The sequence below is a fragment of the Micromonospora sp. NPDC005686 genome (assembly GCF_042871665.1).
In the GTDB taxonomy this organism is placed as follows: Bacteria; Actinomycetota; Actinomycetes; order Mycobacteriales; family Micromonosporaceae; genus Micromonospora.
In genome coordinates this window covers 384,448-399,780 of record NZ_JBIAIY010000002.1, presented here as the reverse complement: position 1 = coordinate 399,780, position 15,333 = coordinate 384,448, and the positions used below count along the sequence as shown (strand labels likewise).

General features: G+C 71.7%; 11 protein-coding genes. 2 read left to right on the top strand and 9 right to left on the bottom strand.

Annotated elements, in window-relative coordinates:
- Nucleotides 1–101: 101 nt before the first annotated feature.
- Entirely contained in the window at nucleotides 102–431 is a 330-nt protein-coding gene (locus ACFYON_RS05845) for a phosphopantetheine-binding protein (protein WP_354868380.1), read from the top strand.
- On the top strand, nucleotides 421–3,126 hold the full coding sequence (locus tag ACFYON_RS05840; RefSeq protein WP_354868378.1) for an amino acid adenylation domain-containing protein: 2,706 nt from the start codon (nucleotides 421–423) through the stop codon (nucleotides 3,124–3,126). Before ACFYON_RS05845 ends, ACFYON_RS05840 begins: the two co-directional genes overlap by 11 nt.
- Before the next feature lie 70 nt (nucleotides 3,127–3,196).
- On the opposite strand, the gene ACFYON_RS05835 is transcribed toward ACFYON_RS05840, so the two are convergent.
- From ACFYON_RS05835 to ACFYON_RS05795, 9 genes are all read right to left on the bottom strand, one after another.
- On the bottom strand, nucleotides 3,197–4,306 hold the full coding sequence (locus tag ACFYON_RS05835) for an SDR family oxidoreductase (RefSeq protein WP_354868376.1): 1,110 nt from the start codon (nucleotides 4,304–4,306) through the stop codon (nucleotides 3,197–3,199).
- Nucleotides 4,307–4,314: 8 nt separating this feature from the next.
- The gene (locus ACFYON_RS05830; protein WP_387188803.1) at nucleotides 4,315–10,578 is read right to left on the bottom strand and encodes an SDR family NAD(P)-dependent oxidoreductase; all 6,264 of its coding nucleotides are present in this window, start codon (nucleotides 10,576–10,578) and stop codon (nucleotides 4,315–4,317) included.
- A 113-nt stretch (nucleotides 10,579–10,691) separates the two neighbouring features.
- Nucleotides 10,692–11,213: a 4'-phosphopantetheinyl transferase superfamily protein gene (locus tag ACFYON_RS05825; RefSeq protein ID WP_354868370.1), complete on the bottom strand. Its 522-nt coding sequence runs from the start codon at nucleotides 11,211–11,213 to the stop codon at nucleotides 10,692–10,694.
- Between the two features lie 69 nt (nucleotides 11,214–11,282).
- Nucleotides 11,283–11,537: a hypothetical protein gene (locus ACFYON_RS05820; RefSeq protein ID WP_354868368.1), complete on the bottom strand. Its 255-nt coding sequence runs from the start codon at nucleotides 11,535–11,537 to the stop codon at nucleotides 11,283–11,285.
- Nucleotides 11,530–12,396, bottom strand: a complete 867-nt coding sequence (locus ACFYON_RS05815) for an alpha/beta fold hydrolase (RefSeq protein WP_387188804.1) — start codon at nucleotides 12,394–12,396, stop codon at nucleotides 11,530–11,532. The genes ACFYON_RS05820 and ACFYON_RS05815 overlap by 8 nt, the downstream gene beginning before the upstream one ends.
- A gap of 4 nt (nucleotides 12,397–12,400) precedes the next feature.
- On the bottom strand, nucleotides 12,401–13,384 hold the full coding sequence (locus ACFYON_RS05810; RefSeq protein WP_354868364.1) for a nitronate monooxygenase: 984 nt from the start codon (nucleotides 13,382–13,384) through the stop codon (nucleotides 12,401–12,403).
- Nucleotides 13,384–14,211 (bottom strand): hypothetical protein, encoded by an 828-nt coding sequence (locus tag ACFYON_RS05805; RefSeq protein ID WP_354868362.1) that lies wholly within the window; start codon nucleotides 14,209–14,211, stop codon nucleotides 13,384–13,386. Before ACFYON_RS05805 ends, ACFYON_RS05810 begins: the two co-directional genes overlap by 1 nt.
- Nucleotides 14,211–14,453: a hypothetical protein gene (locus ACFYON_RS05800; protein WP_354868360.1), complete on the bottom strand. Its 243-nt coding sequence runs from the start codon at nucleotides 14,451–14,453 to the stop codon at nucleotides 14,211–14,213. The genes ACFYON_RS05805 and ACFYON_RS05800 overlap by 1 nt, the downstream gene beginning before the upstream one ends.
- On the bottom strand, nucleotides 14,450–15,331 hold the full coding sequence (locus tag ACFYON_RS05795; protein WP_354868357.1) for a diiron oxygenase: 882 nt from the start codon (nucleotides 15,329–15,331) through the stop codon (nucleotides 14,450–14,452). The genes ACFYON_RS05800 and ACFYON_RS05795 overlap by 4 nt, the downstream gene beginning before the upstream one ends.
- Between the last annotated feature and the right edge of the window lie 2 nt (nucleotides 15,332–15,333).

Here is a 15,333-nt window from a genome sequence, read left to right as displayed (position 1 = left end):
ACGGAAGGAAGGGTATCCATGCGCGTCGTGCAAAATACGCGCCCGATGATGAGTTTTTCATATATCGCCGCCGACGCCGCGGCCGATACCATGACCAGCCGGTGGATGAATCGAAAAAGGTGCAGACCATGGAGAGTTCACCCCGCTCGCACTCCGCTGACCTGGACTTCAGCGGCTCGACCGACGTCCTGGAGCTCGTTCGCTCGGTGTGGCGGGACGTTCTCGATTTCGAACCCGACGACGACATCGGCTTTTTCGACTCGGGCGGCGATTCACATCTGCTGTTCGTACTGGTGGACCGCCTCTCCAAGGCCAGCGGGCAGAAACTCAAGACGATCGAGGTCCTGAAGGCCGACACCGTCAGCGGGCAGGCCGATCTGCTGATCCGACTGAGGCAGGCGCAGCCGGAGAACTCCACTGATGACTCCTGAGAATCCCGCGGAACGCAACTCGGTAATCATCGGCTTCGTCGACGGCGACGCCCCGGCGGCGAAACATGTGGCCGACGCCGCGGCGGACGTCCTCGCGCACCACACCCCCGAGGTCGTCCACCTCGAACACGACGGTCCGGCGGACGGCTTCGAGGACCACGCCCGCCGGGCGGCACGCGAACTCGGACGACCCCGGTTCGACCCGGCGGTGTCGATGCGCCTGCTGCTCCTCACCGACGGGAGCGCGCTGCGTGCGGTGGCGGTCGTGGCACCGCCGCGCCTCATCGACACGCACGGTGCCGGCCGGCTGCTGGACGCCTTGCTGGCGCGCGCGGACGACCTGTGCACGAACGGTCCGGCGCCGGGGCGGGCGACCGACGGCGACGACCGCAACCCGGACGGAGCGAGCCGCACCGAGTCGTGGGCGGAGCGGCTGGCCGGGGTGCCCACCGACCTCGAGATCCCGGCTGACCGGCCACGCACCGGCGACCCGTCGGTCGGCCGTCTCCCGCTCCACCTGCCGGCCGCCACCACGGAGGCGGTACGTGACCGGGCCGGTGCCCTGGCGGTGGGTGCTCCCGCCTTCCTGCTCGCCGCGTTCGGGCTGACGCTCGGCCGGACGACCGGCGCCGACACACTGCTCGTGGGCGTGCCCTCCCGCGTCGGCGATCTCCTTCCGGTCCGCATCGAGATCACCGACGACCGCTCACCGGCGGAGTTCGTCCGCGCGGTCCACGAGTCGCTCGCCTGGAGCACGAACGCCGACGGCGTGTCGCTGCCGCGGCTCGCGCACCGGCTGGGCGCCGCCGAGTCCCCCGCGGCACCGGTCCGCGCGTTCCTGAGCGCACCTGACGAACCCGGCGAGAGCGCGACTGGCGCCGGCCGGGTCCGGGTCGAGGAGCTGACGGGCGGCGTACCGCGATTCGACATCGGCGTGCGATTCGGCCAGGACGGGCCCGGCCACACCGGCCTGTTGGAGTACGCGGCCGGCCGATGGAGCGACGGCGAGGCGCACGGGTTCGCCCTCGGCTTCGTCGCCGCCGTCGACGAGCTGGTCGAGGCGACGGGCGACGACGCGATGACGCTGGCCGACGTCCGCTGCATCTCCCCGGCCGGCCGGAAGATCCTGGAGAGGATCAACGCGACCGACCGCTCCTTCCCGGCCACCTCCCTCGACGCGCTCTTCCGCGCGCGGGCGGCCGACCGGCCGGACGCGGTGGCCGTGCGGGACGAGGACTCGGCGCTGACGTACGCCGAACTGGCCGCCGCCGCCGCCGAGCAGGCGCGGCTCCTCCGCGCGGCCGGCGTCCGGGAGGGCGACGCCGTGCTGGTCGGCGTTCAGCGCTCCGTGGCGGAGGCGGTGGCCGTCCTGGGCACGCTCTGGGCCGGCGCGGCGTACATCGGCGTCGACCTGACGCAGCCGGCCGCGCACACCGCCCGGATCGTGGCCAAGGCGGCGCCTGCCGCCGCCATCGTCGGGGAGGACGACGTCGACGCGGTCGCCCCGCACGCCGTGCCGGTGGTCGGTCCGTGGCGACCGGACCGGGCTCCGGCCGCGCCGCCGGCGCCGCCCGTGACGCCGGACCCCGATCGGGTCGCCTACATCGCCTTCACCTCGGGATCGACCGGCGAGCCGAAGGGCGTCGTGGTCCCGCACCGTGGGGTCATCCGGCTGGTCCACGACGCCGACTACCTCATGCTCGGCCCGGAAGAGCGGGTGCTCCGCCTCTCGCCGCTGGCGTTCGACGCCTCGACGCTCGAACTCTGGGGCTCGCTGCTGTCCGGGGCGACCCTGGAGGTGTGTCCGCCGGGTCTGGTGTCACCTGGCGAACTGGGCGAGTTCATCGCGGAACGGCGGGTGACGGTGGCCTGGCTGACGGCCGGGCTGTTCCGCCTCGTCCAGGAGATCGCACCCGCCTCGCTCGGCACCCTGCGGCACCTGCTCAGCGGCGGCGACGTGGTTCCGCACGAGCACGTCGCCCGCGCTCTCGCCGACCATCCCGGCCTGACCTTCACCAACGGCTACGGCCCGACCGAGAACACGACCTTCACGACGTACCACCCGGTGCGGTCGCCGCGGGACGTCGACGGCCCGCTCCCGATCGGCACCCCGGTCCCCGGGACCCGAGTGTACGTCCTGGACCGCCGGGCACGGCTCCTGGCACCGGGCGCCGTCGGCGAGTTGTACACGGGAGGCGACGGGCTCGCGGTGGGCTACGTCAACGACCCGGAGGAGACCGACCGCTGCTTCGGCCGCTTCTCACCCGACGTTCCGGAGCGGATCTACCGCACGGGCGATCTCGTCCGGATCGACCACGCCGGCAGCATCCGGTTCCTCGGCCGGGCCGACCACCAGGTGAAGATCCGCGGCTACCGCATCGAGCTGACCGCCATCGCTGACGCCCTGAACGGCTACCCGGAGGTCGAGGACGCCGTCGTCACGGTCGCCGACGGCACCACCGCCGACAAACGGCTGCTGGCCGCCGTCCGGCTGACCCCCGGAACGGACGTCACCCCGGTCGACCTGCGCGGACGCCTGGCCGAACGGTTTCCGTCCTTCATGGTGCCGTCCCTCTGGGCGGTCGTCGACCGGATGCCGGTCACGGCGAACGGGAAGATCGACCGGCGGGCACTCGCCGCCGGGGCGCGGCCGGCGAACGCGTTCGCCAGGAGGAAGGCCGTCCGCCAGGCGTGACGCGCCGCCGGCCGGCCGTCATCCCCAGCGGTGCCGGCCGGCCTCATTCCGAGCTGTGCCGGCCGGCCGGCTAGACCCGCGGCAAGGGAGCGAACCGGCTGAGCCCGTTGGCGACCAGCCGGTCGAAGAAGGCGTCGTCGAGCGCGGCCGGCGCCGGGGACGAGCGCCTGATGAGGTCGTACGTGTGGTCGCTGCGGACCGGCGGCGGCGGGTAGTCCGGTTCGAGCCCCAGCATGCGTCGGCCGATCGGACCCATGTGCAGCAGAGGCGCCACCTCCGGGTGGTCGCGGTGCTGCGCCGCCAGCTCCCACCATTTCTCGGCCGACACCTCGCCCAACCGGTAGCGGGCCCGGCGCAGCGCCTCGAAGCCGCTCATGATCGAGACGAGTTCCGGCCTGACCATGTGGTACGCCTGCCCACCCGGCTGATCGACGGAGAGGTGCGTGATGTGCCGGGCGACGAGGTCGACCGCCTCGCCGGGCACCGATTCGGCCCGGTCGGGGGTGTGTCCGACCGCGACCACCGCCCGCAGCACCGGCATGAGCAGGTCCGAACTGGAGGTGGCGCCGGTCGACGAGTGCCCGGTGACCAGCCCGGGGCGGTAGACGGTGGCGACCACGCCCCTCCCGGCCGCGCGGGCCACCACGCGTTCCGCGGCCACCTTGGAGCGTGGGTAGCCGAGCTCACCGGCCGTCTCCATGGACGGTCGCGTGTTCTCGTCGACCACCTCGATCCCGGCCCGGATCGCGTCGAGGAAGACCGCCAGCGTGGAGACATAGTGGAAGCCGACCGGACGGCCCGAGCGTTCGGCCACGGCAGTGGCCATGGCGACCAGTTCCCGGGTGCCGCCGACGTTGGCCTGCGCGAGTTGCTGGTACGCCGCGGTGAGGTGCACCGAGGCGGCGCAGTGGAAGATCTGGGCGACCCGGCCGACCAGGTCGTCCCAGGCTCGTGGCGTCAGACCGAGCCGCTGCGCCTCCAGGTTGGCGGGCACGGCTACGAGCCGGGCCGGGTCGTCCACGCCGACCTCGGCCATGCGCTCCCGCAGCCGCCGGTCGGCGGCTGCGGGACTACCGGCCCGCACCAGGCAGTAGATCACCGGGTGGGTCTGTTCGAGCAGGGCCGCGGCCAGGTGGCCGCCGAGTGATCCGGTCGCGCCGGAGAGAAGGATCGCGGTCATGCCAGTCCTCAGTTGCCCATGAAGTGCGCCAGGTACTGGGCCAGTGCCTGGGCGGAGTTGTTCTCGGCGACCGCCTTGGGTGCGACGCGAATGCCGAGGTTGGTCTCGATCCTGGTACGCAGCTCCAGGTTGCCGAGCGAGTCCAGGCCGTAGTCGTTGAAGGGCCGGCTGGGGTCGACGGTGCCGCGGACGATCGCGGCGGCCTCGCCCGCCACGAACCGGCGCAGCCAGGCGAGGCGGTCCTCCGCGGGCAGCGCCTCGAACTCCTGGCGCAGCTGCGAGCTCTGGGACCGCTCGCCGCGGTCGTCCCGGAAGGCCGCGGCGAAGGGGCTGCGCGCGGCGAGCGCGGTCAGCCACGGCGCCCGGTTCAGCGGAAGGTAACCGGTGTAGGGCCGGGTGTGCCGCAGCAGGACGTCGAACGCGTGGACGCCCTCGTCCGGAGCGATCATGGCGGTGTCGCCGGCCTCCGCGAGAACCGCACCACGTCCGATCTCACCCCAGGCCCCCCACGCGATGGTGGTCACCGGCAGCCCTTTCTCCTGCCGCCAGGCGGTGAACCCGTCCAGCCAGCTGTTCGCCGCGGCGTAGGCGCCCTGGCCGGGCGAACCGAGCAGCGCGGCGGCCGAGGAGAAGCAGCAGAACCAGTCGAGGTCGTCGTCGGCGGTCGCCTCGTGCAGATGCCAGGCGCCGTCGGCCTTGGGCGTCCAGTCGCGCTCGATCAGATCGTGCGTGATGCTCGGAATCGTCGCGTCGTCCACCACCGCCGCGGCGTGCAGGACCCCGCGCAGTGGCAGCCCGCCGGCCCGGGCCGCCGCGGCCAGCCGCCGCGCGGTCTCCGGGTCGGCGATGCTCCCCTGTTCGACCTGCACGTCGGTACCCGCGTCGCGCAGCTGCCGGATCTGCCGGGCCGCCTCCTCGTTCGGAGCGGACCGGGAGTTCAGCACGATCCGGCCGCAGCCGGCCTCGCTGAGGTGGCGGGCCAATCGGAGGCCGAGACCGCCAAGACCTCCGGTGATGATGTACGCGCCGTCGGCGCGGAACACCGGGACCCGTTCCGGCGTCAGCGCGGCCCGCGTGCCGGGCGCCACCGTGGTGGTGAGGACGAGCTTTCCCAGGTGCTGGGCCGAGGCCATCCGGCGGATCGCGGTCGCCGCCTCGGCCAGCGGGAACGTCGTCGTAGTCGGTGGCGCCAGCTCACCCGCGGCGAGCCGTTCGGACACCTCACGCAGCAGGCGGCCCAGCCGGCCCGGGTCGGCCACGGCCATCAGTTCGAGGTCGACGCTGTAGAACGCCAGGTTGCGGCGGAAGGGCGCCAGGCTCAGCTTGCCGTCCCGGTAGATGTCGCGCTTGCCGATCTCGACGAAGCGGCCGCCGAAGGACAGCAGGTCGAGGCTGGCGCGCTGGGCGGCGCCGGTCAGCGAGTTCAGCACCACGTCCACGCCGGCCCCACCGGTGTCCTCCCGGATGCGGTCGGCGAATTCGAGGCTGCGGGAGTCGTAGACGTGCTCGATCCCCTGCGCGCGGAGCCACTCCCGGCGTGCCTCGTTGCCGGCCGTGGCGTAGATTTCCGCCCCGACGTACCGGGCTATGGCGATCGCGGCCTGCCCGGTCCCGCCGGTCGCCGAATGGATCAGCACCCGCTCGCCCGCGCGCAGCCGGGACAGGTCCATGAGTCCGTACCAGACGGTGGCGAACACCGCGGGGACGGCGGCGCCCTGCTCGACGCTCAGCGCGTCCGGCAGCCGAGCCGCCAGCGCCGCGTCGATCGTCGCGTGGCTGCCCCAGGCTCCCTCGGTGGCGGCGCCGGTCATCACCCGGTCGCCGACCTGGAACTCGGTCACCGCGTCGCCGACCCGGACGACGATGCCCGCGCAGTCGACGCCGAGCGCCGGGGTCACCCCCTCGAAGGCGTTGTACTCGCCGTGGGCGAACAGGACGTCGTGGAAGTTGATGCTCGCGGCGCCGATCTCGATCTCGATCTGACCGGCGTCGGGCGCGCGGCGCGGCACCACGGTCAGCTCCAGCGTGTCCAGGTCGCCGGGCTGGCGGATCACCATCCGCACGCCGTTGTCCAATTCGCCGGCGACGGCCGAGTGGCGTTCGTCGGCGGCGAGCCGGGTGTGCTGGAGCCGGGCCGTGTACCAGCTTCCCGCACGCCACGCGGTCTCGTCCTCGGCCGCGTCGGCGGCGAGCTGCGCGGCCACGTCCTTCGCCGCCGGGCCCTCACCCGGGCCGGTGCCGACGTCGATCTGGGTGGGCCGCAACTCGGGGAACTCGGCGCCGATCACGCGGAGCAGTCCGCGGACCCCGGCGTGCTCCAGGTTCACCGAGTCGCCGGGCACGACCCGCTGCGCGCCCTGCGTGACCGCGTACAACCGGGGTGGGGTCCCGTCGGCGGCGGCGAGTTCCTGGGCGACCTCGACGACCGCCTCGACCAGGTCACGGCCGCGCGCGACGGCTTCCACGCCGGCCGGGCCGGTGGGCTGCGGGCACAGCAGGACGACACCGTGCCACGACTCGGCCAGGGCGGCCTTCGTGTCCGGCGCGGCCCACGGCCGGATCTCGCACCGGCCGCCCTGGTGACGCAGCGCCTCCGCCAGCTCGTCCGGCGCCGGCGCCGCCCCGGGGGACGCGAGCAGCAGCCACGGGCCGGCGGCGAGGGGTTCGGCCGGCTCCGGCAGCTCCCGCTCCTGCCAGCCGATGGTGAGCAGACGCTCGTTCAGCACCTGGTCGGCGTCGTCCCCGTCGCTGTCCCGGGTGCCCATGACGAGGCCCTCGACGATCAGGAGGACCGCGCCGTACTGGTCGACGAGCTGGAGGTCGGCGATCACCCGGTTGCCGTCGCTGGAGTGGAGCCGCACGTAGCAGTACCTGGTGCCGCCGGTGGCGGACAGGAGCTGGAGCCGCCGTACCTCGAGCGGGAGGAGCAGGCCGCCCTCACCCGCACCCGTGACGGCGGGCAGCGCGGCGACGCACTGGAAGCAGGCGTCCAGCAGGGCGGGGTGGACGGAGAAGCCGTCCTGGTTGCTGCGTAGCTGCGACGGGAGCGTGACCTCGGCCAGCACGGTCTGGTCGCCGCTCGCACTCGCGCCCGGACGGGCGAGCTTCGCCCCCTGGAAGGCCGGTCCGTACTGGATGCCGCGCTCGGCCAGGGTGTCGCGTAGCCGATCGCCCGGCAGCGGTTCGGCGTGTTCGTCGAGGAGCACGTCGATGTCCAGGGGGACGGGCTCGGCCTGGCCCGCCGGAGCGGGTACCAGGGTGGCCGAGGCGAGCCGGGGCCGCTCGCCGTCCTCGTCGGCGACCGCCTCGAAGATCGCCTGCCCCGGGATCTCCACCCGCGCGGAGGTGGTCAGGTCCGTACGCCCGCTCAGCAGCAGCATGCGTTCGAACTTCAAGCCGTGCACCTCGGCCCCCGGTCCGTAGACCGTGGCGGCGGCGGTCAGGGCGGCCTCGCAGTACGCCGCGCCGGGGTAGGCGGCCACGTCCCGTACCCGGTGGTCGGCCAGCCAGGGCAGCACGGCCGTGCCGACGTCGGACTGCCAGACGTGGCGCTCCTCGTCCTCGTCGAGCCGGACGTGCACACCCAGCAGCGGGTGGATCGTGGCGGTGTGGGTGGACCGCGCATGGTCCGGCCGGACCATCAGGTGCTGCCGCGTCCAGGTCGGCAGCGGCGCCTCCACCAGCATGCCGTCCGGGTACATGGTGCCGAAGTCCACCGCGCCACCGGCGGCGTGCACCTCGATGAGACTGTTCAGCAGGCCGTACGGGGTCTCCTGGGAGCGGCGCATGCTGGCGATGGCGGCGGCGGGCAGGCTCGCCGCCTGGGCGCACTGCTCCACCGGCCGGGTGAGCAACGGGTGCGGGGACAGTTCCAGGAAGACGCGGTGACCGTCGTCGAGGGCGGCCGTCACAGCGGTGCTGAAGCGCACGGGGCGGCGCAGGTTGGCCACCCAGTAGTCGGCGTCGAACGACGGCTGGGCCCGCGGGTCGTCCAGGGCCGTCCCGTAGAACGGCACCGTGCCGCAGCCGGGCGTCAGGTCGGTGAGCACGTCGGCCAGCTCGCTCAGGATGGGGTCGACCTGCGGGGAGTGCGAGGCGACGTCAACGGCTACCTCTCGGGCCGAGATGCCCCGCCGTTCCCATTCCGCGACCAGCTCGCGTACCCGGGCGGTCGCCCCGCCGATCACTGTCGAACGCGGTGAGGCGACCACCGACACGACGACGTCGTCCAGGTGCGCCAGCTCCTGCTCGATCTGCGCCTCGGGCAACTCGATGGAGGCCATCGCGCCGGCGCCCGCGAGCTTCGCGCACAGCCGGGAACGGCGGCAGATGACCTTGACGCCGTCCTCCAGCGAGAGCGCTCCGGCGACCACGGCGGCCGCCACCTCACCGAGGGAGTGCCCGATGACGGCGCCCGGCCGGACACCTGCCGCCTGCCAGGCCGCGGCGAGTCCCACCTGCATCGCGAACAGGGTCGGCTGCACCCGGTCGATGCCGGTCACCGTCTCCGGCCGGGTCATCGCCTCCGTCACCGAGAAACCCGACTCGCGCTGGATGAGGGGCTCGACCTGGGCGACCAGGTCGGCGAAGGCGGGCTCGGTAGCGAGCAGCGAGGAACCCATGCCGGCCCACTGGGATCCCTGGCCGGAGAAGAGCCAGACCGGCCCGCGCGTGTCGTCGCCGACCACCGGATCCGGGGGCAGTTCCACCACCCGGTCACCGATGCCGCGGAGCGCGGTGACCAGCTCGGCCCGGCCCGCGGCGATCACCGCCGTACGGATGGCGCGGTGTTCGCGACGGCGGGCGAGGGTGTATCCGAGGTCGGGAAGCTCGACGTCCGCATGGGCGTCGAGCCAGTCGGCGATGCGGGCCGCGGTCGGCGCGAGTTCTCCCACCGACGTGGCGGAGAGCGGGAACAGCATCCGCCCGCGCGTGCGTTCCGGGAGCGCCTCGGCCGCCGGCGGGGGCGTCCCGGCGACCGCCGGGGCCTCCTCGACGACCGCGTGCACGTTCGTGCCGGACATGCCGAAGGAGGAGACGGCCGCCCGGCGGGGTCGCTGCTCGTTCGGCCAGGCCTGGGTCTCCCCGGGTACGAACAGCCGGGTGGGCAGCTCGCTGATCTCGCTGTTCAGCTCGTTCAGGTGCAGCGTCCCCGGCACGACACCGTGCTGCAGCGCCAGGACCGTGGTGATCAGCGCGGCGGTGCCCGCCGCCGACTCGGTGTGGCCGATGTTCGACTTCACCGAACTCACGGCGCAGCCGTCGGCGCCGCGGCCGTACACCTCGGCCAGCGCCCGGAACTCGATGGGATCGCCGACCGGGGTCCCCGTGCCGTGTGCCTGGACCAGGCCGACCGTCTCCGGCTCGACGCCCGCGTCGGCGAGCGCGGCCTGGTGCACGGCGCTCTGCGCGGACACCGACGGCATGGTGATCGTCTCGGTCCGACCGTCCTGATTCGACGCGATCCCCTTGATCACCGCCAGGATGCGGTCGCCGTCCGCCAGCGCGTCCGAGGCGCGCTTGAGCAGCACCATGCCGCAGCCCTCGGAGCGGACGAATCCGTCCGCCGCCTGGTCGAAGGGCCGGCAACGGCCGGTGGGCGACAGCATCCCCAGGCCGGACGCGGAGACGGCAGCCTCCGGGACGAGCATGAGCATGCAGCCACCCGCCAGCGCCATGTCGCTCTCGCCGCTGCGGATGCTCTGCACGGCCAGGCTGACCGACATCAGACCCGAGGAACAGGCGGTGTCGATGCTCAGCGCCGGGCCCGTCAGTCCCAGGGCGAACGAGATCCGGCCGGACGCCATGCTCAGCGCCGGGCCGGTGAATCCGTAGGGATGGACCATGTCCTGCGCCTCGGGGCCGTGACAGGCGAGCGCGTAGTCGATGTGCGCCAGCCCGACGAACACTCCGGTACGCGTGCCCGCGAGCGTCGACGGCGGCATCCCGGCGTGCTCGACCGCCTCCCAGGCGGTTTCGAGGAGCAGGCGGTGCTGCGGGTCGACCGAGAGCGCTTCCCGCTCACCGAGCTTGAAGAACTTCGCGTCGAAGCCGGCGACGTCGGTGAGGAACCCGCCCCACCGGGACACCGACCGGCCGGGCACGCCCTTCTCGGGGTCGTAGAACTGCTCCACGTCCCACCGGTCCGGCGGAATCTCCGTGATCGCGTCGCCGGCGCTCTCGATCAGTTTCCACAGCGCGTCCGGGGAGTCGACTCCACCCGGAAATCGGCATCCGATGCCGATGACCGCGATGTCCCTAGGATCCGACACGACGACTCCTCTCAAGGAACTGATCGAGCTCGGGCGATCCCCGAAAGACCGTAGCAAGGCAAGCAGCATTCACACAGGTGAGCAATTCACATACGGCTATGAGCAATAACACTTCAAGTGGCACCTGTCGGCGATCCGACGACAACTGCCACGGCGAGCGACAGACAATTTTCGGAATGAATCCAGATCCGGGCAGTCGTATCGCGACAGGACGCGATCGTCATATCGCCGCTACGGCTGAGCCGGATGTGCCAGAACAAAAGGTCTTCGGTGTCCGGCCCGTACATCGCCTTGAACGCGGCCTCCTTGGCGGCGAACAACCCCTGCGGGGTGAGTTCCGATCCCGGCGCGAGCAGCGCCCGCCGCTCCGACTCGCGAAAGACGAATCGCGCGACCCGTGGGCTGATGGCGGCTTCCTCGACGTCCACGCCCACGGCGGCGGAGCCGGGGAGCACGACGGCGACCGCCAGCCGGTCGGTGTGCGAGATCGAACCGGCGAAGCCGGGCGGGAAGCGCGGCCGACCGTCGGCGTGGCGCGGCACGGCGGCGTCGGCGGCGCCGGCCGCGGCCAGTGCCGCCGACGCCGCCCGACGACCGGCCGCCGACTGCTCCACCGGGTCGTACGGCGCCCGCACCCGGCACCACTCGATACGCATCTCGGCCGGGAGCCCGGGAAGGGGCGGATCGATCACCGTCGGACACCCTCAGGCGTGCACTGCCAACACGTGGTCCGCGAGCGAGTCGATCGAACGCAGCGCCTCCGGCCGGACGTCGTCGTCCCACTGGAAGCCGAAGGCGTCCTCCATCGCCACGAGCAGACTGACAAGCGCGTTCGACGACACCCCCGCCTGCCGGAGTGACCCCGAGTCGGGCAGGCCGCTGAGGAACGCCGCGTCGGTGAACAGGCCGACCAGCAGCTCCCGTATGCGAAGCCGCACCTGGGTCGCCTGGTCAGCCACGCGATTCCACTTCTTCGACGAACCGGCGCACGATGTCCTGGAACGTCTCGGCGTCGTCCACGTACGGGATGTGACCGGCCTTCGGCATGATCTCGTGGCGACCGTCCGGCAGCTGCTCGGCCAGCTCCCGGGCGCCGGTGGGGCTCAGCAGGAAGTCGTCGTCGCCGATGACCACGAGCGTCGGCGCCTGGAGACCGGCCAGCATCTCGGGCTTGTGTTCGTCGTTCATGGCCCGGGTCAGGCCGTTCACCAGGTCCTCGACCGTGGACAGGGCGGAGAACGCCTCCCGGAAGCCCAGGAAGCCCGGCGCACCCAGGAACTCGTTCATCTCGGCGCTGAAGACCTCCGGATACAGGTGCTCGTAGAGCGCCGGGACGCCGTGCGTCTGCAGCGTCCGCAGCCAGGCCCGCTGGACCTGCCGCTGCCGGCGCATCCCGCGCGGGCCGAAGACGGGCGCCGCGAGCACGACGCCCTTGATGCGGTCCGGGTGCCTGAGCGCGGCGTCGCGCGCCAGGAGGGTGGAGGACGACACCCCGATCAGGTAGGTCGACTCGATCTCCAGCGCGTCGAGGAGCGCGATCAGATCGACCACGTGCTCGTCCCAGGTGGGCTCCGCGCCGACGTGCGAGGACGCGCCGTGGTTGCACAGGTCGTAGCTGATCAGCCGGTAGTCCTTCTCCAGCTCCTCCGTGAACACCCGCCACGACGGGCTGGTCAGGAAGAAGGCGTTGAGCAGGGTGATCGGGGTGCCCTCGCCGCGGGACTCGCAATAGAGCTCGACTCCCTCGCGAGTGGCGATCCGCGGCGTGTCCTCACGGTAGGTGAGATCGAGCCGGGAGAGATTCTCGTACCCAGGCATTGGTTCATCCTTTCCCTGTTTGTGGGAGTACGGCGCCCGGCAGGACGTGGGCGAATTCGGCGACGATGTCGGCCGCGGACAGTTCGGCGGAGACGGTGTCGCAGGACAGGCCGCAGTACATCGCCATCTCCTCGATGCGGCCGGTGGTCGCGACCGTCGGCACCGCGGCGCTGAATCGCGGCACCACGTACGGCTTCCCCTCGACCGTCGTACGGCCGATGAAGTTCTTGGGCTGGTCGGGATTGCGCGTGACCTCCGTCGACAGGACCCGGTGCCGCCGGCCCGGCCAGCCGATCTCGTAGACGTCGCTGATCACGGTGTCGGCCCCCTCGGAGGCGCAGACCGCGGCCTTGAAGTACGGGTGGGCCAGCGACTCGCGCGCCACCACGAAGGCGGTGCCGAGCAACACACCGTCGGCTCCCGCGGCCACCGCCCGGGCCGCGTCGGTCGCCGAGCCGATGCCGCCCGCCGCGACCAGACACGCGTCCGGCAACTCGGCCCGCAGCTCGGCGACCAGCTCGTCCCGGGTCGACGTGCCGAGCAGATGCCCGCCGGCCTCGATGCCCTGGGCAACCACGATCGCGCCCCGTTCGGCCGCGCGCACACCGTCCCGTACGGTCCCGACCTGGACGACCAGCGCGCGCCCGACGGCGGTGATCCGCCGGAGCACGGCGTCGTCGGCCATGCCGAACAGCGAGAGGTACACCCGTTGCGGCGTCTCGTCGAGCACCTGCGCCACCTGCCGGGCGAGTTCGTCCGGCCCGACGACCTCCTGGATCAGGTTCACGCCGACCGGGTGCTCGGTGCCCGCCACCAGCCGCTTCAGTGCGGCCGACAGCGCCCCGCCGACGAGCTTGTAACCGCCGAGGCAGCCGGCCGCGCCCGCCTCCGACACGGCACAGGCCAGCTCGGGGCCCGCCACGCCACCCATCCCCGACTGGAGCAGGCTGACACGGACTCCCAGCAGCTGCGCCACCGTGGCGGGCATCAGGCCACGCTCTCCACCGCCGACAGGGCGGCGGTGGCGTCGCCGAAGTGCCGGCTCAGGACGTGCACCCACCGCTCCAGGCCGAACGCGAGGCAACTGGTGTGCGCCGGGCTCCCGGCCACCTGGATGGAACACCGCTCGCCGAAGAAGTTGCGGTGGTAGTTGACCGAGCCGATCGCCAGGCCTTGGACGACGAACTCCTCCTTGACCGGGAACAGCCGCTGCATCTTGGCCTTGCTGCCGTTCTTGTCGAAGAACGGATCCGTCGCGACCTCCACCCGGACGTCCAGGCCGAGGGCGGCACACAGCGCCAGCACTGTCTCCTTGGCACGCCCGAGGTGGTGCTTGGCCCCGTCCTCGGGCCCGATGAAGACGATCTCCCGCATGGAGAAGCCCAGCAGCCGCTGCAGGCCGTCGTAGTGGTCCTCGTTGCGGAAGCACGTCGCGAGCGTGGTCCGCAACAGCCCCGCGTCGGGCAGCGCCGTGCCGGCCAGGTCGAGGTAGATGGCGTAGCAGGCGGCCGAGGGCAGCGCGAACGCGGTCGGTTCCATGATCTCCGGCGGGACACTCTCCAGCGGCCGCGGCGCCTCGGTCAGCAGCTTGCCGAGACGCTGCGGATCCAGCCGGGTAGCGGCCAGCCCGAGGTGCGGGAAGTTGTCGAAGTAGTCGAAGTTGTCCAGGTCCCGGCACTGGATCAGGAACGGGAATCGGAACTCCGGGGCCTGCCAGCCTTCGGCGAAGCGCTGGAACACCCCGTCCACCGCCCGCAGCAGCCGGAGTTGGGGACCGTCCAGGATGCTCAGGCCCTTGTCGGTTGCCGTGGTCATCACGCCGCCTTGTGGTTGAAGAATCGCGCTTCGATCGCCTTGAGGGTGCGGAAGTCGTCGAGGTCGATGTCCTCGGGATCGACCGGCTGGCCGGTCAGTTCCTCCAGCAGGAAGATGAACTCGACGAAGGCCAACGAGTTGATGGCCCGACTGTCGATCAGGTCGAGGTCGCCGCTCAACCGATCGAGCTTGGGATTGCGTTCGAGGATGAACTCCTGAACGGCGAGCATGGGTTCGGTCATCGCGCGATCAGTTCCCTACCTGCGCCGGCCTTGGACAGGAAGCTCCTGGTCCGCTTGAGGATCTGGTCGTGCGCCGCGATCCGGACGGGGTGCTTCAGCGCCCGCCGCCGCAGCGCCAGCGCGTCCGGGATGCCGGCGTCGCGGTAGGCGGTCGGGTCGTAGAGGGTGCCGATGCTGTACTGCAGGTAGCTCTCGAGGTATTCGGCGATGACCGGCAGTTCCTCCGGGTCGCGCGCCGCCACCTGGCCGAGCAGATTGCTGAACAGCAGCCGTCCGAACGCGACGTGGCGGCTCTCGTCCTGATGGTGCAGGCGGTTGATCTCCCGGGCGATGGCCGGCAACGACTGGTCGTTCGCCATACGCGCGTTGTAGTAGTCGACGATCTCCTCGAAGATCAGGATGCGGGCGAAGACGACCAGCTCGCGGGCCACCGGGGACAGGTGGTTGACCGAGTCCGCCTTCAGCGACGGCTGGGGCGGGTAGAGCTTGCCGCCGTAGCGCAGGCAGAACTGCGCGAAGAACCACATGTGCTCGTTCTCCTCGCCGATGAAATGGTGCATGAACTCCGAGACAGCGGCGTAGTTCCGGTCGTGGATCCGCATCACGACCTCGCTCATCAGCTCACGGATGCCGTGGATGTTGAGACTGAAGAAGTTGACGGTCTCGTACCTGGTCAGGGCGAGCTGCTGCTCGCGGCTCAGCTCGTCCCACATCTCCGTGCCGGCCAGCGTGGTCAGGTTCTCGCTCATCCACGGCTTGTCGGTCTCGATGGAGTCGGGCCAGTCGAACATCGTGTACGGGTTGTAGTAGCCGGATTCGGCCATCTGCTCCAGCCGGGCCAGGTCCAGCACCACCGGTTCCATCTCGCGTACGGCCATGT